Source organism: Allocoleopsis sp., assembly GCF_036703385.1.
Lineage (GTDB): Bacteria > Cyanobacteriota > Cyanobacteriia > Cyanobacteriales > Coleofasciculaceae > Allocoleopsis.
In genome coordinates this window covers 1-22,274 of the sequence record NZ_DATNPA010000128.1, presented here as the reverse complement: position 1 = coordinate 22,274, position 22,274 = coordinate 1, and the positions used below count along the sequence as shown (strand labels likewise).

Sequence of the window (22,274 nt, the reverse complement as noted above, 5' to 3'; positions counted from 1 at the left end):
TTTGAAAGGAGTAAAAATGCTCGACATCTCTAAAGCTTTCGGCACTTCAAGCGAGACGGTGTCGGCGTTCTTTCAGCGACCAGGGGTCGGATATTACATTCCCTTGTATCAACGGGAATATAGTTGGGACAAAGAAAACATCGATCAATTAATAGAAGACATCTGTCGTGGTGTTGATGCTCTTCTCGCTGAAGACAAGACTATCCGCTTTCTAGGAACAGTTATTCTTGTCACAGAACGCAATCCTGCTGTCAATATTAACCCACGAGACAACCGTGCGCTACCATCACGAATCGACAACGTAATTGACGGGCAGCAGCGAATCTCAACAATTGCTTTGCTTGCTTGCCTACTTTACCAACGACTGCATCAGATAAGGGAAAGATTGCCCAGCGATAATGATTACGCTGGCATAAAGGAGGCAGTTGATAGCTATTTAGCAACTCTTCTGGAAGTATTTTCGTTTGATCTAAAGCGTGGTTCACCGTCTCGAAAGCCAATTATCATCCGGGGGGCAGACGATGGGTGGACGTTTGATGGAGATGACAACAACTACAGGTCTGACGTTTCGTCATTTCTGGCATCCTTTATCCGCGCTATCAAAGACAAATCAGAATTCCCGAAGCCTCCAAAAGGTTCGCTCGTCGGAAAAAACCTTACAAGAATTAACTCATTGCTGAACGACGTTGAAAAAGCCCATGAATCAGCTAATGAAGATTTTCCGCCTGCGTGGAAAATCCTGGAAACCATGTCTGAAATATATTTGTGGAGCTACGAGAGACCAGAATTGAAATCTTTGGTTGAAAATCGTGGAACTCCAATGTCGGCTGTTGAAAAGCAAGTATGCTCCCTCGTACAGCTTTTTGCTTTTTGTTATTACTTGCTTGAACGTTGCTGTTTTACATTGATTGAGCCAGTATCAGAAAATTGGGCGTTTGATATGTTTCAATCGCTCAATGCCACAGGAACACCCCTGACTGCACTTGAAACTTTCAAGCCATTAGTGGTCAATGTTGTTAGCTCAAATAGGGGAGAATTTAAGGAATCAAAATCTAAAAAGTATTTCGAGCAAGTGGATCAACTGCTGAGTCCCTTGCGGAGCGCGTCTAGTAAGAACAAGCTTACGAACGACTATCTCACCCTATTTGCCTTAACACACGATGGCACAAAGCTATCTACCCAGTTCAGCGCCCAAAGAAGGTGGTTGACTGAAAGATACAACGGATGTACATCTATGACAGAGCGAGAAGAGTTCATCCGCAGGATGGGCGATCTCGCTACGTATTGGCTGAAGGCAATCAATTTTGATCCGAATAGACTTACCGCTATACCTGAAACAGAGGGAGTACCCGAACCACATAGAAAGCAGGCGGCACTCTGCGTCCTGTATCTTCAGGATGCAGGACATAAAATGGCAAACACAGTCCTAAGTCGCTTTTACGCTCTTGCTATCCGTAAGGAACCCAATGCGGATAATGAGTTTGTTTTTGCCTGCAAAGCCGTTGCAGCCTTCTTCACGCTTTGGCGGTCAGCGTTACCGAATGTGGGTCTTGACGACGTATATAGGAAGTTACTTCGCGAGCAGATGTCATGGGAAAAAGGCAATTCTGGACTAACTGCTAAAGCGCTAAAGACATACTTTATGGATGTCCTCCTAGAAAAAGGGATAGGAACAAAAGATGACTGGAAGAACAAGGCAAAGCAGTATCTAAGATACGATAATGCAAAAACAGTTTGTAAGTTTGCGCTGTTTGTCACTTCACACGATACCATTTCGGATAAAACCAATCCAGGTTTGATGAAAATTGGTACATCTGGTTCCTATCCATATTTGGAACCAGCTAAATGGCGTTCTGACGATTTTAAGAGTATTGAGCATGTAGCGCCTCAACAACCGAAACAAGCGCCTGATGGCGCAAATTGGGACACGGAACTGTATAAGAATAATGATTATCAGCAGATTGGAAACCTGCTACTTCTCCCTACAGAGATTAACATTTCTGCCAGTAATAAAGGGTGGATTGAAAAATGGATTTACTACCGACATTTATCAGAAACAGATCCCGCTAAATTAGCCGCTTTAAAGAAGGAAGCGGAGGACAATGGGGTTGATTTGAAAGACGACACAATTAATTTGTTGAAGAACACGTCACACAAGCATCACATTACGCCTATTGTGCAGCTGGGAGTGACTGGACAGTGGGATAAGTCTTTGGTAGACAAGAGAACTGAGCGTATGTGCGACATCCTTTGGGAGCGAATTCATGGGTGGCTGGCTTGAGCGGCAGTTAAGCTGAGGTACAAGTAAAAATAGCCAGATGATGAATTGCTATGCCTAGCTTGTCACCTATGACGATGACGGAAATTTCATAGATATTTTGGACTTTCAATCTTATTTAGCCGCAAGAGCGATACGTTAATCAATGAGTTTTGTACCACGCTTTACTTATAGTCACGATCTGGTAAGGCATTTGGGAGTCATCGAAGGGGCGCGTGCTGTCATCGAGGTGTTACCCCTTCCACCCGATACAACTCTGCGCCTGCGCCACGATGCTTTGCAAAGGAGTACGCGCAGCTCAACTCAAATTGAGGGCAACCCCTTAGATGAAGCAGCTGTCCGTCGGGCGATCGCTCGCAGCGATCGCACAGGAAGTGATGCAGAACAAGAGGTTCGTAACTATTGGCGTGCGCTCGACCGGGTTGAGGAATTTGCCGAAGCACAAACACCCATCACGGAAGCATTTATCAAAGAACTACATCGAATCGTGATTGTGCGCGGTCGTGGGCGGCGAGGCAGCCGCAGCGAGTATCGAATCACAGAATGTCCCGTTGTAGATACCCTCACGCGAACCATCGATTACGGACCACCTGAACCAGGGGATGTGCCTATGTTGATGCGCGAATTAGTCGATTGGCTATCTTCACCTGCGACGGCAGAACTTCCAACCCCTATCCGTGCAGGCATCCTCACGCACCGCTTTCTCAGCATTCACCCGTTTGACGACGGGAATGGTCGTACAGGCAGACTTCTGGCTACTGCTGAACTGTGGCGTTCTAGTTACCGGATGCGTGGGTTTTTCTCTTTTGATGAATATTTCAATGCTGACCGCGATCGCTACTACCAAAACTTGCAGATGGGGCTGCCAGTGAACTTTTACGAAGGTCGTCACGACCCTGACCACACACCCTGGCTGCTCTACTTTGTCGAGACGATGGCGCGTGCAGCCGATGAACTGCAAGCCAAAGCCAAATCTCTCTATCAAGGAGCGGCTCCTGATGCTCCCCCTTGGGAAAGACTACCGCGTCAGCAACAACAAGTTCTCACGAGACTTCTGGCGCGAGTTCTCGATGGAGTCGAGAATCCCTTCCTCATCAACCGTTCAGATATCGAATCTTGGTTTGGGGTCTCAGACCGTACTGCTGGTGAATGGCTCAAAGAGTGGGCTGAAGATGGCTTGGTCAATCCCGTCTTGGCTGGTTCTGGGGTAAGAATCCGTAGTTATGAACTAGCGGAGGAATGGGTGGAGGCGTGCTTCAAAATAAGGGCATCGGTTCCGGAAAATAGCGGAAGCGAATAAAGTCATTTGACCGCTCAATACAGGTGATCTCTACGCATTTTCAAGGATTTTGGCTGATATTCCTCATAAAATAACGGAAGTCGGTTCAGGAAAATAACGCCTATTACGAGCAAGAACATAGTGACTGAAGACACTATACTTGGACTCGGGGGAAGACCATGCTAGAACGGCTTGCCTATAAGGAGCAAATTACTGCTGAACATGAGAATGCGATCGCAAAAAAGATGGACTTACATCAATACTATAAAGATATTTTTGAATCATCAAGCATCACTATGAATGAATCCCTAAAAAGGGATAATGAACTTGCTAAAATTCATTCTTTTGTTGATGATTTATTGACTTGGTATGATGTCCTTAAACCTAGAGGAGAGGCGGTTATTCTAAAATATGCTGCTAGCGAATTACAGCTTTCCGCTCTTTCAGTAGTTTCGGGTTTATACAGACAATCATTTACATCTTTGCGATTGGCTCTTGAACTATCATTATCTGCAATTTTTTTCTCCACTAATGAATTGGACTTTCGAGAATGGGAAAAGGGTCAACGTGATATATATTGGCATCAATTAGTTGATACAGATGATACCGACCAGGGGGTTTTTTCCAGGAGATGGGCGAGAGGATTTTTTCCAGAGTTAGAGGATTCTGTTAAAGTCTATAACAAACTTGCTAAAGATACATATAGAAATCTATCTGAATTTGTTCATGGAAACGCATTTACTTGGGAAGTAAATAAATCCAACATTGTATTCAACGAGCAACTTTTTAATCAGTGGCTAAACAATTTTTCAAACTTATCAAAAATTATTTCTTTTGCATTGTCTTTAAGATTTCTGAAAAAGCTTGAATCTTCTAGCATTAATCGTTTAGAAGCACATTTGCTTGAATTCGTAGGGCATATAGCGGAAATCAGAAAAATCATTGGTGGAGCAATGGAAGAATAGAAATGAGTGAATTTTATTTTAGAACAGAGTCTATACAGCTAGATAAAATTCAGGATTTTTTTGTAAGTACCAGACAAGATAGAGAAATAATTGATTCTTTAAAATCATCAGATTCTGTAATTCTTGAAGGAAGTCGTGGTACAGGTAAATCATTTCTCATACGTATGGCAGAAGTCGAGTTAGATAATAGTTTTACTGTAGATAGAATTCTACCAGTATATATAACTTTTGTTGCTAGTTCACTTATTCATACTAATGATCCAGAACAGTTTAAGCATTGGATGCTAGCTTCTATTTGCTACAAGCTAATAAGAGCTTTACGTAGAAAAGGACTGCTTATAGGAGCAAGTCCTGCTACCGCCCTATTGTCGAATAGGGAAGCAGATCCCGAAAGTCTTGAACAAAAGTTCAACAAGATTTACAAAGCATATGAAGATTCATATAAGGGTTCTGGAGAGGCAGTGTCTCCAGAGCAAATTCCAGATTTAGTACATTTTAAGGATGCTATAGAGGAAATTTGCGAAGATACAAATGTTAAGAGAATATGCTTCTTTTTTGATGAAGCTGTACATATTTTTAGACCAGAACAACAACGACAGTTTTTTACTCTTTTTAGAGATTTGAGGTCGCCATATATTAGTTGTAAGGCAGCAGTGTATCCTGGTGTTACCTCTTATGGTAACACCTTTGAAATGTCTCATGACGCAACTTATTTAAGAATAGAAAGAGATATTTTAAGTGATGAATATTTAGCAAGCATGAAAGATATTGTCTTGAGACAAGCCGATGAAAATTTAGCAAAATCTATAAATGAGCATAGGGAAAATTTTAATGTTCTTGCCTACTCAGCCAGTGGAAATCCCAGAATGCTGTTAAAAACAGTTGAAAGGTGTCCAAAAATGAGGACAAAAGATGTTAATGAAGTTATTAAAAACTTCTACAGAACAGATATATGGACTGAGCATACTGGACTCGGTGATAAATACAAAGGACATAAACTTTTAGTAGATTGGGGTAGAAATTTTATTGAGAATGATGTATTACCTGCTACAAGACAAAAAAATGAAACGCGAGCCGAATATAATGAATCTACCTGCTACTTTTGGATTCATAGAGATGTTCCAGAAACAGTAAAAGAAGCATTGAGGCTTCTCGAATATACAGGGATTGTCCGAAAGAATGGAGAGGCTGTTCGTGGAACTAATTCTGAGTTTGGGACTCGCTATGAACTAAAATTTGGATGCGTATTATCTCTTGAAGCTAGTCCGACTAATGCTGGTATGACTAGAGCCAGAAATCTTAGCCTACAAAGATTTACAGAGTACGGTATAAGAAATCGATTGTTTCAAGGCTTGGCTATTGATATACAGCAAGAATCCGCTGATGACTTAATAGCAATACTTTATACTCAACTCCGTAAATCTATTGACATCTTAGACTTAAGTGAATGGCAAAAGAATAAATTGAAGGAGCATAACTTGCTAACAATTCAGGATGTTATAGATACGTCTGAAGCAGATATGCAAAACATGATGCGTTATGTCGGAGAAAAGCGGGCAAGAAGAATAAGAAATGCAGCAATAGCTGAATTTTTGGAATATCTTTCGGGGTGAATAATTACTTTGAGAAGTTTTCTAGATATGGTATCGTGACCTGCAATAGCACGATTACGCTACTTCTATAGTCAGTTGCTTATACTCAGGGTCCATTTCTGCAAGTTGATCGCGGACAGTCTGCCGTAGAGAAGCCGCTGGACGCAGGCAGTATTCTACTAATTCATCATGGCTTAACTGCAAATCGGGAAACAAAAGCTTGAGATAACCAGCAGCTAGTCGCTCAATAGCATTGCGATCGCGCACATCCTTCGTCCCCAGGATTTTGCCATAATTTGTGACATATTCTGTATAGCCAGCTCGGTGACGCAGACTATGGAGAACTTCACCTAAAAAATCAGCTTTGAATCCAATATTGTTAGAAATTGCTGTCTCTTGAATTCTCGGCAGCTTCCAACCGGGAAGGATACCGTGAATGCGATCGATGAAAGCCGTTTCCCGCAGGAATTGAGGCAGATTCAAAAAAAGATTGCTAAAACGGGGTTGCCCGTCAGCATCGAGTGGAATGTTAGCCAATATAACTATACCAGCCGTTGCTGCTGATTGCTGTTTGCCTCCCCGTGAAAAGCGCCCTGATTCCAAGTAGTCCTTGAGTACCCCAACTACCTCACCCGGATTATCAAAAGAGAGCGTCTGCGCCTCGTCGAAAACGACTACATTAAATTGCGTCAACAGACCGGATTGGTTAGTAGCATTATTGTGGAATAGCACTGCCGCCGTAACTTTGCCACCTGATATCAAGCGAACATAACGCGATAAATTCAGGTAGACAAAAGATTTACCAGTCCCCTTCGGCGCTAACTCAATTAAATTAACACGCTCCTGAACAATGGGAATCAGGCGAGTAACGAGTAGCATCTGCTGCTCTGGTGAGTAAAAACTGGGATTGTAACCCATACTGCTTACCAGCAAATCGCGCCACTCAGCGAGTGTGAAATGCTTGCGTTGTTCGCAGAAAAGCTCTATATCAATACTGGCAGCTTGCATGGGGCGAAAATCGACCATGTGAATTCGCCCCGGCATACGCATGATCTCATCTGGCGGCTGATACTCTAACCTGCCTACACCCCAAACACCACTTCCCAATAACAGCGGGTAGTTTTCAACGATGTGGGATTCAATCCCAGCTTTTTTTTCGTCCAAGCAAGGAATCTTCAACATTAAGTCGTTGGTTTGCAAGTTGACTTCGACACTGTACTCATCCAGGGTCAAGAGCGATTCTCCTTGCTGTAACCTGGCTTTGAGGCGCTCCTTCTGGTCTTTGGATGGCAGATGTTTGTTGATGAAATCCTGCATTCGCTGACGAGCCACCTCATCTAGGTTGCTGTCTGTGGCATGGCGAGACACAATCCACTCACTGACGTATACAGGAAGACTGCGTGCGCCAAGTCCTGCCTTGCGTACCAACCCTTTATTTACACAGACCTCACTGTAGTGCTGGCTTGCCTTGTCTTCAAACGTTAGTGTCATCGCTACTCCCAAGAAACTCAAAACCCAGCTTCGCGGTCACGAAGGGTCATAGGGGTCATAACATATCCTCAAATAATTCATCCACTTGGCTGACTTGGAAGCGCCGAACAGACACTTCTGTTTGACCGCTGAATCGCCAGCTACGACCCCCACCCTCACAGGTCAGCAACCACTCAAGAATCTGGGTATGACCTCTACTGCTTGCAGCAGGAGCCTTGAGTTCACCGACAGACGACTGTGAAGCGGCTTGTATTGCACTCCATGTTACAGTTGCTTGAGTGCCAGCGATCGCTAGTCGAACTGTTCTCAATGGAACTGAGTTAGGATTCACGAGTACCACTCGCAAGACACTCGCCTGACTTGGTGTCAAGTAGCCTTCTATCTTGACAATGGGCTGTGTGATTTGAATTGGCGCAGGCTGTAATTCAATGAAAGTCACAACCGTCTCTTCAGGTGTTGCACCACCGTGCGTCCAGCCTCTGGGACGACGTTCTACAGCTGCGTAGCCTTTTGGAATGAGAAAATCATGAGGCAAATTATATGAGTCTTTTGAGAGATAGTACCAATCCGACTCAAGATTGTCTAAGTCATCAGCTAAGAGTGTTTTCTCAATGGCACAGGCGCGTGTTCCTTGATAGGTGCTTTTGCTTTTACCTAGTGCTTCATCTTCTGGTGTGTCATCGTCATTAAACTCAGAGGCAAAGCTAGGTAATTTGTTGACAGCGCATTGATGTGGTAAAAGCGTGCTGCCATGATCGCTGATGACAAGCGCTAAAGCCTTCAAGCCTTGTTTGAGACATTGCTGAAAACTTTGACTCGCTAAACTTGCTATCCGCTTCAAATGACCATCAAAACTCTCGTCATCAGTAAACCCCTTACTATTGTGGTTTTGCTCATCAAGGGCATTGTAAAGTAAGGCATAGATTCTGGTTTTCGAGTTAGCTGTGAGCGCATCTTTCTCGTGTGAGAGTGCCCGTATTGCCAATTCCATTTCGTGGGGTTGCGTATACACGCAAACAGATGTTGTGTCACTTGCAAGCCGAGTCTCCAGTATCTGTGAGATAGGCTTTGTTGTGGTTGTTCGGTCAAGATATCCCTGTGCGATCGCTCGCTTAGAAATAGATGTCACTGAAGGCAATGCTGACAAAGTAGGACGTATTTCTGTGACTCCCATACCACTCTCTGCACAAATGGCAGAAAGTTTCTTCCCCTGCCACCAAGTCAACCCATCAACAATAAACCACAAGACGACATCTGCTTGTTTTGAGTCAAGTAATTCTTGAATTCGGCTTAGCTGGCTGGTAACAATGGGGGAATTGGGGTTAAATAGTAGCCGAGGATAGTTACGAATCATCCAATCCGCAAACTGATTAGCCAACTCAATTTGGAAATCCCGCTGTTGCCGATTGCGAATCACCCAAGCAAAGTAGGGCATATATTCAACAGTCACCCAATTGAGCCATTCCTCGGTAGACCAACTATTATCTGGCATCTGAGGTAAAGACGGAGGGACAAGCGATTCCAGTCGTCTTAACACGGCACCAGATTGAGGTAACAGAGAGAATCGCTGCTTAACGATGTCAACGAGTGTAGGCGTCAGGTGGTTGGGATTTTCCTGTACCCATTGCTCCAAAATATTTAATTCAGTATCAGTTAATCCGGACATCCACTGAATAGCAACCATCAGGTCTTCCTGTGTAGGATTGGCTGCCAGCCACGAAACCCAGAAATGCTTCAGTTCAGTGTCGTATTTACTCAATAGATCGCGGCATAAGTCGGCGTGGCGACTACAGTCTTCGACTGATGTATAATCTAATTTCTGGCGCAGAGTAAAGTTAGTCGGATAAGAGCGCAAAGCCCAACGCAAGAGAACCGCCTCACCTGCCTGCTGCCAGCTATCTTGTCCGGTGCATTGAAGAAAAATCTGATAGCGCTTATCAGCCTCTATCCATTGAGTCAATCGTGCTTTAGAGAGTGGTATAAGTGAGAGCGGAATCTGCTCAGCCTGTACAGCCCATGCTGATAAATCTGCTAGATGACCTTGATATAGTTTGGTGTATCTCCAGACAGGAGCAAGGCATTGACTGAGAATCCACCCAGCCGGGTCATTTGCGGCTGCATAATCGGGAGCAGGTAAATTGAGTAGCTGCAAATCTTGAATAGCAGATTCGTCCAGTTCAGCAGGCAGCGGAAAATCAAACTTTTGTCGAAAGCGATCGCGTAGATTAATCTCTTCCCAACGAACAAACTGTGAACCGTAGTCACGCAAATCGCCTAGCCACTGAGCTAAAATGCGATGTTGTACGTAAACAGTGTAGTTATGATCCTCATCGTCTAGAGCGCGGCGTAAATGCTGCCTTAGAGGGATATAGTCTTGAATTCGATTGACGAGCAAGGTGTAGTCATCCGGTTCAACCTGCTGCGTGCAGTGGAAATCACAATAGATAGTAATCATTAGTTTTATTAGATATGTCCGCCATTGGGTGAAGAAGAACACTTCACCTATTCACCACGGGCATCACTCCCCTAAGCCAGCATCGACAAAACCTCTGCCGCGTCTACTTGACCCCAGTGATAGCCCATCTCCGTACTCATGCGCTGCGATCGCTCTGCCTCTGCCCGTGCTGCTGACGCCTCACCCGCTGCCAGATGCGCCCACGCCAGTCCCACGCGAATATCTGCCTCATAGACGCGATAGCCACTTGCAACCGCGTAGCCCAACGCCTCATCTAGATCGCTTCGTGCTGCCTCGATTTCACTACGCCGTGCCGCCCAGCGTCCCCGCGACCTTAGCACTTCAATCAGCCCTGAGCGATGAGAAATACTCCGTGCGATTTTGAGTGCTGTGTCGTAATGTTGGCAGGCACTCTCGTGCTGTCCAGTATCGGCATCCAAATCTCCTAGAATGCGGTGGCTATTGATAAGTTCATCAGGATAATCTTTACACATCCTGAGACTTGCCTCTGCAATGTGCTTGGCATAGGCTATTTTTCCCAAACGTCGTAGATGCTCAGCGTATTGAATACCATCTACGCTGTACAGGTAGACGAACAGGCTTTGAGCGGTTTCCTGCATAAATGCTTCTGCCTGTTGAAAGGCTGCACTTGCTTCCTCTAAGTTACCGCGTAGGTGAAATATCCATGCGAGGAGAGCTAATGAGCTGTTCTCAACGAGCTTTTCTTCTAAAGTCCTATTTTCCGCGTGAGCCGCAAATTCCAGTGATTTGCGAGTTATGTTCTCGCTTTTAGTAAGCGCACCCAGGTGAGCGTACAACCTTGCAAGATTACTACAGATGATGCTGGAGTTACACCCATCTCTCATTTTTATGGTGATGCTCAGACCACGCTCATAAAATGAGCCAGCTTCTGCCAAACGTCCCAAATGCACCAGGCAGAAGCCGATTTCATTTAGAATGAAACGCTTTTCATTGGGGTCACTTACCTGCGGTTCTTGTGAGATGTCACCATTTGGGAAAAACTCCAGCATCAGTGATAGCTGGGTTTCATAAGCACCTAGGCGGTGAACCAGTAAACGATCACGAAGGTTGTCCTGATCAATAAGTTCACGCTCGATACCTGCTGCTTCATCATAGAGCCCAGCACAGCACGAGTGATGTACCACCTCAATCAAGGGTGCTAAGTCTTCCAATGTTGGAATGAGTGGCTCATAGTCACCGAAAATCGCCCTATCAATAGACTCACTAATAAACTCATCATAGATACGCTCCGCCTCATCAGAGCCTCCGGCATGGTATGCATGCAGTACCTTGCTAATAAATGATGAGTTTCTTTCGTGAATAAAAAGATAGTATTTAGCCAACTCGACATGAGTAGCTTGAGCCCAGGCACAGTCATCTTTAGTCCAGTAGGCATAGTAGTAGTCACGAATTAACGGATGAGCTGTGTAGTAGTGTGCATCGGGAGCACGGCGTAAAATTCGGTAGTTAACCAGGCGCTTGAGTAAAGTCTCAAATTCTGTGTCGTCTAACACAACGATGGGCGCATTGATGGCATTGTCATCTATTTGGGATCGGAACACCTGTGCAAAGGCTATCTCTTCCACAGGTTTGCGGAAGCCGCTAAACAGTATTAGAAAGGCGCGTTCAGCTTCCGTCAGATGCTCGTCATAGCGGCGCAGCACTCGGCGCACCCGCTCATAAAGGGGTTCATCTGCGCTTGGGGCCGGGATGTCCCTGATGTGGGCTACATCGCCCTCGTACCAATCCACCAGGTAAGACCCTAGTAAGCTGAGAGTGAGGGCATGACCATCCCAATCCTGCACCACCCGCTCCAATGCTGCATCAGAGCCGTTAACGCCCACCTTCTGTAGCAAGGCACGCCCGTCATTGGGACTGAGGCGCTCCACATCCCGGTGGGTGTAGGTGGTGTAGTCAATCAGGTCTAGCACCGGGGCGCGGCTGGTAATCAGGCAAAATGACTCGTGTCCTGGCGCAGCAAAGTAGCCAAGAAACTCCCGTAGGTCAGCGCTGATGAGCAGACCGTATTGATCGCCTTCCTGATACTGTAAAACCTCCAGCCCGTCCAAGATAAATAAATAGCGCCCTGTGCTTAACATCGCTGCAATGAGATGTGCCTGCGCGTTGACCGATGAAAACTGGCGTGGGTCAATTCGCCCACCTCCCATATATGTCAACGCCGCCTCAAAGAACTCATCCACGCTACGCTTTTCGTAAAAGCTCCACCAGAAGATACCTTTAGGCTGGGGTTGCGACCGCTCTTGCAGTAAATCGTCCAACCAGCGACGAGCTAAACTACTCTTCCCCTCACCGCCAAAGCCGATTAGTCCGGTCACACGGCGCTTGGGGTCAGCCCAATCCTCGCCGATCAACTTTAGTAACTCTTCCCGCCCAACCCATTCTGCCAGCGGCGGCGGCGCACTATTCAGGGCGAGACTGGAGTGAGATACAGCCTCCATACTCGCTGCGTCAATATCCGTTTTAGGCTGGAGTGCTGGGCGCAATGGGAGAGGTGCATCTTGCACAAGTAGATTCATCGGCTCGAAGGCGAGGACGCAGGCATCAACAGCCCAGCCGATGTTATCGTCCACAGAGCTATCACCAGGATTCCAGCGTCTGGCAATGATGCCCACCACGAGATTGCGTTCGACATCCAGCACGGCTGCACCGCTCATTCCAGGGCGAATGTCCCGCGTTCTCAGTTCTACCGGATCGGCTTGCAAAAACTTGCCTGGGAAAGACTCCACTGAGCCCATAATTTTCCCTTCGACGTATCCAGAAGCATAGTTATCCAACTCGCGATAGCCATAACTGCGGAATTCATGACCTTGCGACAGTTCCGCCGTTCCCAACACGGCAATCTGCTCCGGAGCCAGGGGTGGTGGTTCCCCGACCACTTGCAGCAATACCACGTCATCGTCATGGTGAGGAAAGTAGGCTACAACTTTGGCTCGCCGCGACTTGGTTTCCCCACTGGAAAGCTGGGGAAAATACACCCCCACTTCTACATCTTTCGTGACTCTTGTCTGACCACTTGCTTCACTCACAACATGAGCACAAGTCACAATTTTGCCGTCCCTTGAAACGACAATGCCTGTACCGATAGTTTCATTGGCGCGGCGTATCCTTACGGTAAAGCCACGTAGGTTCTGCAGCCGGACGTTATTGCTGCTCATGGCTCGTTTCTTTATGCTCCTTCGTCAGCTTGACTCTGATGCTAGTGGGTCAAATGCTCATGAAAAACGCCATTTCTCAATTGATAGGACAGTTGCCTATCTAGTGCAAGGTGTTACTGACTAATGGCGCAGTGTATGTCAAATGACCTACTAGCTTCTGTATTTTTTGCGTACAATCATCGCGGGTCGTACTCCTCCCGCAAGCGCTCCCACAAAGCATATCGGTCTGGTGGAGAAAGACCTTCAAAGATTGCCTTAACCTGGGTAAAAGCTTGGTCTACTGCGCTAATAGTATCAGCACTCTTATCTGGCTCCTTCACAATTATTCCTTCAGCGGTTTGTGGAGACGCTGATGAACAATTAGATTCTCCAGATACAGAGTTGGTTGTAGCAGTGGCAGAGTTTTTTGTAGCGCTCGCCGAGGTTTTTTTAACAGTAGCCGAGCTTTTTGTAGCGACAGGGGCAGTTCGAGCAGTTGTAGAGCTTTTTGTAGCAGCAACCGAGCTTTTTGTAGCGGTTATAGGGGCAGTTGTAGCCGTCGCAGCTCCTGTTGCAGTCGTTTGAGGTGATGACAACCCCAACTCAGCTACTTTAGCTTCTGCATCTGCTTTCGCCTGTCTCAAACGTTGTAGGTATTCGTCTTGAACTCTAATCGTCTGCCACTGGTCAAAAGGAAGCAGTTTCCATTGTTCTGCTAGTTCGTTTAAAAAAGCCCGTTCAAACTTGTATGAGGCATCATCCAGAACGTACAGAAGATCGCGTGCATCTGGGTTCCCTCCCAAATGTGTAGAACGTAATGCACCGACTGATTGAGTACGCCATTTCCGTGCTGCATTCAAAGCATCATTCCAGTCATTTGGCGGCTCAGTCAATCCAAAACACTGACCAATTTGCCACGCCATGCGCTCCTTAAATTTCTTCATGAATTGGCGCAATTGCTGGCAAGCATTCTCTAGATAAGCCAGAGTTTTATCTAGCTCTGTATCAGTCCATTGTGAACTATCATCTGGTAATCCTAAGCGAATTGGCAAATATTCTAGTAAAGCTGCTGCTGTTTCTGGTTCGCTAGGTTGACAAGCTGTTTCCATAAGAGCTACGGACGCCGAGATGGTTTCTGAAGAAACAGATTGTAGGACACTAGCTAGTTCATCATCAGAAGCTTGTTGGGCAACAATCGAAATCTCATTTGTCCATAAACGAAGTAGTTTCGCAACACGGTTGCGTAAAGAGGCAGTTTCCCCCGTCTGGATACGAAACTCCCTGCCTGGGTAAAGAGCACGTTCTGCTAGTCCGCGCAGAAACTTGCGCTGTGTATCCGTCAATGGCTGGTAGCGCACCACAAAGCGTCTTGGCGACTCAACCATATCTATAATCTGTTTACCAGTAACGTCGATGGGGCGATCGCCTGCTGCTGTTGCGATATACACTTCCAAATAGTCTTGATTGAATCGATAGAAAGCGGCAGCGAACAGTTGCAGAACAGACGAGTATAACCCGTAGGGTCGCCTTTGCAATGTGTCTAAAACTTCCGACCAAGAAACTCCCTGGCGTAATTGCTTATCGAGCAAAAGCCAGATGGCATTGCTATGTTTTTGTTGAGATGGTGGCGGATACACCTCGTAGATGGCAAACCCTTTTTCCTGATCAACTTGATTAATTAATCCCAATTCACGTGCCCCGTCCAAAAGAACAGCTTCCTCTGCCGTCTTTCCTCTCTTTACCGGAAGCGTGAAGGGAGCTTGTAAGAGTTTGTTTAGCAGGTTCTCCTTTAGCTTTCCACTGGGCTTGAGGTGCTGTCGGGTTCTATGCGCTGGCGTAGTTGAAAAGACTTCGTTCATAACTTTTGTTGCCAGCAGGCTGAGATGAGCAGGTGTATTGACTGTTACGGTGCACCCTTTATGAAACCACTCAAAGTTTGAAGGTTGCTCGAACAAGCGTAGCGCCTGCTCAAAAGCTGTAGTGTAGTCCTTCCCCACTAAGCCAGTGTCGATGAGAAGATCCTGATAGTCTGGAGTTTGATAGTTTTGACTGCCTCGCAAGTCTTCTAAAGCGCGTTTTCGCTGGAATCGCATGATTAAGTCAGTTGGTTTACTGGGCACAGCCACAACCAACTGGTCATGCTGAGCTGTTAGTTGCGAAGCTGTAGAGCGGGCCTGCACTAGCTCCTGCTCTGAGGCGGCTATAACATACCATAACAAGCCATCTTTTCCCTGTAGAGCTTGTGTTAAGGCTACTGGACTTGACAGCCCCGCTGGGCTAACGAGACGGGCAGTGAGATGGCGAGCTGTACTACGTTGTGAGTTGTATTTTTGTGCATCAACATCATCTGGCTTATATTGAACGTCTGCATTTAATAATTCGACAGGAGAGCCAGGAAGCTCTTGCGCTCTACGCTCAATCAGGCGACGAAGTTCCAGCGGATTAGCACGCCCTTGTTTCACCAGTTGGTAATGTCCACTTTGGGAAGGGTAAGCAATCCCAGCTTGTTCTAGTTGATTGAGTGCATCCGCCACCTCTGACATTTTTGAGGAAGCCAAACCCAGTACGTGGCGCAGTAAGTCGCGATCGGCACGCAAGGAGGCGTCACCGCTAGCTACATCCAGCATCACTAAGGCTCGCAGTAAACGCCCTTCTATCCCATTTTCTATCTGTTGAGGTGACAGAGTTTGACTAGCTTCTTGATAGGCTTGTAGTAAATCTGGACGCTTCTCTTCAAGGGTACTCTCGAAATATCCAAATAATTTATCCAGTGATAGTAACGATATCCAACCATCGGAAGCCTCGCCGCTAGCTTCAGAGATGAAGCGGTTTAGACCCCGGTCTTCATCCCAGATAAACCTAAACATTGTCCGTTCGTTCTGTGCCAGCACTGCATTCAATCGTGGTAAGCAATAAGTAGCTAGCGGATGCAAGGGAAAACATCCTTGTACTACCTTCTCCTGCACCCATTCACGGTTTATCTTTCCTGTAGCACGACTGCCCCATAAGCGCATAGCTAGTGTGAGTAAGTCGTCACGCTGCCTTTCTGCATTGTCGAAGAGATGGTCAGGAGATATAAGTTTGACAATGGACGCACCAATCAATTCTTCCGTGTTTTGCGATCGCAGTTCATATTGGCTAAAACGTCCCCCACTGCGTTCCAGTGCCGCCTGTGCCACCTGAGTACTGCCCTGAGCGCTCGCAAAACTTTGTAAGCTAACCACATAAAAATGGAGTTGATTTTGCCCAGAGCGGACGGCTGCTTCCGCTAAATTATCAATGCCCTTGCTATCTGCCGCTGTTGGTGACTCCCCCAGTTTCTGAAGCAGCTGAGTAAACTCATCTGCTATGACAAAGATGCCACTATACTGACCATTTGCTACAACATTTTTTGCCACACCAGCAAAAGCTTCCGAGGGTCTTTGGATGACAGCAGTCGGTTGAAATGGTGTACCACTTGCTTTCTGTGCAGCGGGACGGAACATTTCCAAAGCTGAGTCCCCCCGTGAACTTTTTAGGTCATGTTTTAGTTGATTCAGCGTGCGACCATAATCATTTTCCAAAACTTCTGACAACCGCTTAATCGTATCAGGATAACCACGTTCCCATTCTTCAATCTGGTTCAAAGCTGCTTGATAATAAGTATTTCCCAACAAATCTTCTAAACCCTTATCCTCAAGAGACTCAGCCAAACCCTGCAACACAAAACTACTAAAAGTAACAGCCGTATCGGCTTGCAACAGCACTAGCAAGAAGGGTGGTTTTCCCAAGCGAGCTTTATATATAGCTTCAGCTTTAGCGTGATTTAGATGGCGCAGTCGTTCAAAGAAGGGAGCCAAAAGAGGGTCGTCAGGTGAACGAGTGACATAGTTCGCAATCATCAGCATCAGGTCAGATTTACCTGTGCCATATGTACCGACAAATGACCGGGCGCGTTGCTCAGAATTGGGTTGCAAACTATCTCGAACACCCATAAAGATGTCGAGCGTTTCTTGAGTTGGGATGTAGCTTTCAACGAAGTGGCGGTTAAGCGACTCATCAAAAAAGTCACCAGGCAGTTGCACGGAGGGTTTGAACCCACCCTGTACTTGGACTAGTTCCCGCATCCTTCGTGTCATAGCTGCACTCCTTGGGGCATCTCAAATATGTGATTCATTCCGGGCAAGATCTTTGCTAGCTGCTCTTTCGTGCGCGAACGGGTCACCAGAACAATGCCTGTCTGCAAACGGGTAGCACGCCCAACTTGCTTAAAGAACACCTCTTGCTGTTCCCAAGTCCACCACCCTAACAAGGGTTCAATTTCATCAAGCACAACGATTTCAGCCGCTGCCTCATTACCTATCAACTTTAGAGTTCCCAAAAAATCTTCGGGACGATAAATTTCTTCGCGTCCAACCAGACTATCTAAAAAACCAGGGTCAAGCGTGAAGTCTATATATTTCCAGCCAGTGCGCTGACAGACGGTACGGCTAAGCAACGTCTTTCCAGAACGAGGCTTCCCGACGACCCAGAGAACTCGGTAGCGGGCTTGCTCTTGACAGACAAGGTAAATGTACTCCTCAAGTGTTTTGACAAGAGCGTCAAAGTTCATTGCTGTCTGTAGTAACGTTCTAGCAAGACGTGTGGTGACTCAAGATCTAGTCGGTTAACTGGCTCGTGTTGTGTTTCCGAGAAACTCAAGTAGCCAAGACCTGCTAGTTCAACCACGAACTGCCGCACTTGTCGGTCATCCGCTTGGCACAGACGCCCAAGGCTGCCTTCTTCTTTGCACAACTGCGCGAAACGCAGGGTGTTTGTCTGATTGTAGCGACGCTGCCACCAGTCAAACAGCAGGTATCCCACCACGTAGATGTGCGGCAGCGTTGGGTGACCTACGATGTAGGTCGTTTTTTGCTTGGTCAAAATTCCTAATCTGCCTAAGGCTTGTGGGCGTACATATGTACTCAAGGCGGTTTGCGGGTCTTTGCTCAGCGCCGAGCGATTCTTGACCTCACTACCCATAACACTGGCGAAATATGAGCCAAACTTGTCACTCGTGATGGTCAAGCCTGGGGATAGGAACTCGTTGATCAGAATGCGCCAAGCATCAGAACGATCAGTGTGTTCGGTGGATAGATAATAATGCAGTACCCACTGCGTTCCCAGGTCTGTCAGAGTTGGATCGTACTGACTTGCCAACTGACCAAAGGGCGTCAGTTCGTAGGTTAGTACCCGCTGACGTTGTTCACCGTGGTGAAGAGTTGCTAAACCTGTGTGGCGTAGCCACGCGGAGAACCCCTCGGCAACGGGACGATTGACACCCATGCACTGAGCTAATGCATCATGACCTAGTTCAGGATTCGCCTGTACACACAGTAAAGCTGTGCTGAGGCGTTTTAAATCCAGGTTGAAGTTTTGGTAAAAACCTATTGTCTTGGCCAAGGGTTACATCCATTCTTTTATTGCTTTATTCTAAAAAAGCTGGGAAGCTGACAGATGAACAGGGCTGAGCCTCAAGTCTGTCAAGAGCGACCGGATTTACTGCGTCGCCATTAGACAGGACGCGGTAGCTTTCGTCCGCTGTGTGGCTTCCAGTAGGAAAGTGTGGGCGCTCTCTTTCATCAGCGCCAGGAAAGCGGGTCTGGTTCTATGAGTTCCAGGGAGCATACCACCCTGACCAAATTTCCTTATAGCCCTCAAGTCAGGAGAGCCTCAAACTCTTTGCCAACTACTGATATACAGCGTAAAAGTTATCCCATCTACCTCGACTACCATTCAACAACCCCAGTCGATTTAAGGGTTGTGAACCAGATGCTGCATTTTATGACAACAGCATTTGGTAATGCTAGCAGCATCGATCATACCTACGGTGATGAAGCAGAAGAAGCTGTCTCACAGGCGGCTATTCACATAGCTAAATTAATTGTCGCCTCACCAAAAGAAGTAATTTTTACTTCAGGAGCAACTGAGAGTATTAATTTAGCAATTCAGGGCAGTATACCTTTTGATGCTAGTTCCAAAACCAAGCATCGTATCGCTGTATTGCCAGTTGAACACAAGGCAGTTTTAGATAGTTGTTATGCCTTATCTAAAAAAGGATTGGCAGAAATTGTTAGCCTCCGTGTTGACTCGAAAGGTAGACTTGACCTAGAACATCTTGAGCAAGTCTGTGCTTCGGGGCTGTCACTACTCTGCCTAATGGCAGCTAACAACGAAATAGGGAATATTTATCCAATCGAAGAAGTTGGACAGTTGGCTCAAAAATATGACATTCCTTTCCTGTGTGACGCTTCTCAAGCTGTGGGAAAAATCCCCATAAGCTTTGAGGACTGGGGAATCACTTACCTGGCTATATCTGCCCACAAGCTATACGGTCCTAAAGGCTCTGGGGCGTTAGTTGTCAGGAAGGGATATCACCTAGAGCCAATTTTATTTGGGGGTGGACATCAGAGGGGGTTGAGGTCTGGAACACTTAACGTCCCTGGTATCGTTGGCTTGGGAGAAGCCTGTCGGCTTCGTCAATTGGAAATGGAAGAGGATGAGAAAGCGATCGCCATTAAGCGAGACAGACTACAGAGCTTGCTGCTAGACAGAATTCCCGAACTTGCGATCAATGGAGATGTTACTTCCCGCTTATCAGGCAATCTCCATATTTCTATCCCAGATATTCCGAACAGTGCAGTCATCGCCAGAGTACGTCAAGAGCTGGCTATCTCTACAGGTGCAGCCTGCTCATCTGGTATAGAGACCCCTTCTCATGTACTTCAAGCAATCGGTCTGCCAAGAGAGGTGATTGAAGGAGCACTGCGGATTGGTGTCGGCAAATTTACAACATCCGAAGAAATTGAGCAAGCAGCTAAGATTCTATCTAGTGCTGTCAGCCTAACTCGCAAAGCTATGCGTCTTCAGGCTTAACATCGCTAATCCGCCGCTGCTACGGGTCAGCCTACGCGCCTATCGTCACCACGGTTCGAGAGCAAGTGAGGAGGTGGGTCACGCGAAGGGCTCTCGTCGCAAAAAGATTTAAGGTCGGGTGTAGAGAAGTTCAATTTCTCTAACCTCGAAAACAATGAGCGAACCGTGACGAACGCCTTCTCCCCCCAATTTCACAATAACTGCATAAACCCAAATTCACACGCCGATAAGACCTTTCTTCTCCTTCTGGCAAGCGCGATTAACTGTATGATTCCCCTATTGGAGGGTAGGGGATGAACAAGGGAGCGACAAAAAAAGCCTTTTCAGCCACAGAGCAGCTACTTAACCTTTGGCTACATGGCAAAAGTCCCCCTACCCAGCGATACTACCGCCTCTATGCTATGCGCTTTATCTCCTTTGTGGGAAAACCCCTGCACCTAGTTACCCTCGCTGAAGTTCAGGGATTTGCTACTTCATTGGAAGAACAGGGGCTGGCTAACAGTACTCAGCGCACCATTATGGCAGCCATCCGTTCTCTCATCTCCTTTGGCAACAAAAGTGAGGTGTTACCCCGGAATGTGGGGGCCTTGGTCGAACTGCCAGAAGCACCGGACACTCTCAATGAACGACTGTTGACCGAACTGGAAGTTCAAATGATGATTGCCCTAGAGACAAACCCCAGAAATCGGGCAATCTTGAGGCTATTGTATCTAGGTGGGTTACGCGCTAGTGAACTGTGTCAATTGACATGGAACAACTTACAGCTACGGGGCAACAGCGGACAAGTCACCGTCCTGGGCAAGGGTTCCAAAACCCGCAGTATTTTACTTCCCGCGTCGTTATGGGTCGAACTCATGCAGCTCAGGGGAGATGCAGCTCCTAATGAACCCGTGTTCCGCTCTCGCAAGGGCAGTCACTCCGGTCACTTGACGCGGGAAAGGGTTCATCAAATTGTGAAAGCCGCAGGTAAACGAGCTGGAATCAAGGGCAAAGTTTCACCCCACTGGCTGCGCCATGCCCACGCCACTCATGCTCTGGAACGGGGTGCCAAAATCCATCTCGTTGCTGAAACATTAGGGCATTCCACCATCACCATTACCAGCCGCTATCTCCATGCCCGTCCGGAAGATAGTTCCAGTTTGTACTTGCCGGGTTGAAGGTACATCTAGGTCGCTACTCGTACATCAAGCCAACCAGCATACGGTTGTTCCAGGGGGTCAACCAAGGCTTGACTAGGTCGTTAGCCTCACGCTTCCATCGGCATTATCGTCTCGTATCCCCCAATTGTTTTCAGCATTAAACCCTAATCCGTTAAGTTCTCTCATCATCGCCTCTAATAACTCCGCCGCGTACTTATACTTCTCGTGGTTACGTCCACCTGACTTCTGTCCCCACGCCAGGAGAATTGTTTTTTCCTTGCCTAAGTTTTGGCTCAACAAAGCCCTTAACATCAGAAGCTTCCCATCGCGGCTTAAGCCGTCCAGGAGGGGTGGAAGCGTATCGGAAGCTTCCAGGCTTAAGGCTGACGCTATTTGAGCCAAGAAGCCTTCCAGCCTTGTATCATCAGGCTTCCGGGCATCTTCCACATGAACAGGCGTTGGCTGACGCTCACTCTCGGTGACTTCCGGGGAAGTAGGGGTGGAAGGGTCGGTTTCTGTTAGCTGGAGTGAAGGAGTTTCCGCTGAAGTAATATCGCTTACATTTCGCTTCCAATCGGTTAGGTCAGGTATTCGCGCTGGATATTTTCCGACCATGCAACAAGGAATCGATTTACCTTCACGGGTGTGTTGTTGACTTTGCCTATCTAGTTCATTCAAAACGGCTGTCCAGTACTCGTAATCGTCACTATCCTTGCGGCACTGATTCCTCCGTGATTTAGCGTAATCAATGGCAAATTCTCCTAACCGAATATCAGTAAAACATTCCTCCAGGTCCGACTCTCCTTCAAATCCCCAGGACGCTACATTCTCTCCCTGAGCTAGTGCGATTAACCGTAACATCGATTCCCGCGCCACGGTGATGATATCTTTCATCATTGCTTTGGCAGAGGGAGCTATATCCTTAACTTGTTTCGTCTCTGGGTCACGCTCTTTAATGGCTTTGACGTTGGTGTTGATGAGCCGCCATTCGTCTACTACAAAATT

General features: G+C 46.8%; 12 protein-coding genes and 1 pseudogene. 6 read left to right on the top strand and 7 right to left on the bottom strand.

Annotated features, from left to right (window positions below; translation table 11 throughout):
- The first annotated feature begins 1 nt into the window (after nt 1).
- The 4 genes from V6C93_RS06460 (at nt 2) to V6C93_RS06445 (ending at nt 6,135) form a co-directional block, all read left to right on the top strand.
- Nucleotides 2–2,281 carry a DUF262 domain-containing HNH endonuclease family protein gene (locus tag V6C93_RS06460; protein ID WP_333475831.1) on the top strand — a complete coding sequence of 760 codons (2,280 nt, stop codon included), beginning with the start codon at nt 2–4 and terminating at the stop codon, nt 2,279–2,281.
- Between the two features lie 142 nt (nt 2,282–2,423).
- Nucleotides 2,424–3,578, top strand: a complete 1,155-nt coding sequence (locus V6C93_RS06455; protein WP_333475830.1) for a Fic family protein — start codon at nt 2,424–2,426, stop codon at nt 3,576–3,578.
- A gap of 158 nt (nt 3,579–3,736) precedes the next feature.
- The gene (locus V6C93_RS06450) at nt 3,737–4,522 is read left to right on the top strand and encodes a hypothetical protein (RefSeq protein WP_333475829.1); all 786 of its coding nucleotides are present in this window, start codon (nt 3,737–3,739) and stop codon (nt 4,520–4,522) included.
- Between the two features lie 2 nt (nt 4,523–4,524).
- Complete coding sequence (locus V6C93_RS06445) at nt 4,525–6,135, top strand: hypothetical protein (RefSeq protein ID WP_333475828.1); 1,611 nt, start codon at nt 4,525–4,527, stop codon at nt 6,133–6,135.
- A gap of 54 nt (nt 6,136–6,189) precedes the next feature.
- Here the strand turns inward: V6C93_RS06445 and brxL are convergent, their stop codons facing one another.
- From brxL to V6C93_RS06415, 6 genes are all read right to left on the bottom strand, one after another.
- A complete protein-coding gene (gene brxL / locus V6C93_RS06440) occupies nt 6,190–7,605 on the bottom strand; it encodes a BREX system Lon protease-like protein BrxL (RefSeq protein ID WP_333475827.1) in 1,416 nt (471 codons plus the stop codon).
- Between the two features lie 55 nt (nt 7,606–7,660).
- The gene (locus tag V6C93_RS06435; protein WP_333475826.1) at nt 7,661–10,060 is read right to left on the bottom strand and encodes a hypothetical protein; all 2,400 of its coding nucleotides are present in this window, start codon (nt 10,058–10,060) and stop codon (nt 7,661–7,663) included.
- A gap of 71 nt (nt 10,061–10,131) precedes the next feature.
- Nucleotides 10,132–13,257: a trypsin-like peptidase domain-containing protein gene (locus V6C93_RS06430; RefSeq protein ID WP_333475825.1), complete on the bottom strand. Its 3,126-nt coding sequence runs from the start codon at nt 13,255–13,257 to the stop codon at nt 10,132–10,134.
- A 176-nt stretch (nt 13,258–13,433) separates the two neighbouring features.
- Nucleotides 13,434–17,354: a hypothetical protein gene (locus tag V6C93_RS06425; protein ID WP_333475824.1), complete on the bottom strand. Its 3,921-nt coding sequence runs from the start codon at nt 17,352–17,354 to the stop codon at nt 13,434–13,436.
- Complete coding sequence (locus V6C93_RS06420) at nt 17,351–17,827, bottom strand: hypothetical protein (protein WP_333475823.1); 477 nt, start codon at nt 17,825–17,827, stop codon at nt 17,351–17,353. Before V6C93_RS06420 ends, V6C93_RS06425 begins: the two co-directional genes overlap by 4 nt.
- Nucleotides 17,824–18,657, bottom strand: coding sequence for a DUF4007 family protein (locus tag V6C93_RS06415; RefSeq protein ID WP_333475822.1), 834 nt, complete (start codon nt 18,655–18,657; stop codon nt 17,824–17,826). The genes V6C93_RS06420 and V6C93_RS06415 overlap by 4 nt, the downstream gene beginning before the upstream one ends.
- A gap of 279 nt (nt 18,658–18,936) precedes the next feature.
- Here V6C93_RS06415 and V6C93_RS06410 point away from each other — a divergent pair, with 279 nt between their 5' ends.
- Together V6C93_RS06410 and V6C93_RS06405 are read left to right on the top strand one after the other, a co-directional pair.
- Nucleotides 18,937–20,130 (top strand): cysteine desulfurase family protein, encoded by a 1,194-nt coding sequence (locus V6C93_RS06410; protein WP_333475821.1) that lies wholly within the window; start codon nt 18,937–18,939, stop codon nt 20,128–20,130.
- 293 nt (nt 20,131–20,423) lie between these two features.
- Nucleotides 20,424–21,287: a tyrosine-type recombinase/integrase gene (locus tag V6C93_RS06405; protein ID WP_333475820.1), complete on the top strand. Its 864-nt coding sequence runs from the start codon at nt 20,424–20,426 to the stop codon at nt 21,285–21,287.
- A gap of 75 nt (nt 21,288–21,362) precedes the next feature.
- Here the strand turns inward: V6C93_RS06405 and V6C93_RS06400 are convergent.
- A pseudogene (locus tag V6C93_RS06400) lies at nt 21,363–22,274 on the bottom strand (hypothetical protein); the annotation flags it as partial.

Excerpts from the sequence above, each read along its gene's own strand:
- V6C93_RS06435 (WP_333475826.1), bottom strand. The coding sequence starts at position 10,060 with ATGATTACTATCTATTGTGATTTCCACTGCACGCAGCAGGTTGAACCG.
- V6C93_RS06405 (WP_333475820.1), top strand. The coding sequence starts at position 20,424 with ATGAACAAGGGAGCGACAAAAAAAGCCTTTTCAGCCACAGAGCAGCTA.
- V6C93_RS06450 (WP_333475829.1), top strand. The coding sequence starts at position 3,737 with ATGCTAGAACGGCTTGCCTATAAGGAGCAAATTACTGCTGAACATGAG.
- V6C93_RS06420 (WP_333475823.1), bottom strand. The coding sequence starts at position 17,827 with ATGAACTTTGACGCTCTTGTCAAAACACTTGAGGAGTACATTTACCTT.
- V6C93_RS06445 (WP_333475828.1), top strand. The coding sequence starts at position 4,525 with ATGAGTGAATTTTATTTTAGAACAGAGTCTATACAGCTAGATAAAATT.
- V6C93_RS06455 (WP_333475830.1), top strand. The coding sequence starts at position 2,424 with ATGAGTTTTGTACCACGCTTTACTTATAGTCACGATCTGGTAAGGCAT.
- V6C93_RS06425 (WP_333475824.1), bottom strand. The coding sequence starts at position 17,354 with ATGACACGAAGGATGCGGGAACTAGTCCAAGTACAGGGTGGGTTCAAA.
- V6C93_RS06430 (WP_333475825.1), bottom strand. The coding sequence starts at position 13,257 with ATGAGCAGCAATAACGTCCGGCTGCAGAACCTACGTGGCTTTACCGTA.
- brxL (WP_333475827.1), bottom strand. The coding sequence starts at position 7,605 with ATGACACTAACGTTTGAAGACAAGGCAAGCCAGCACTACAGTGAGGTC.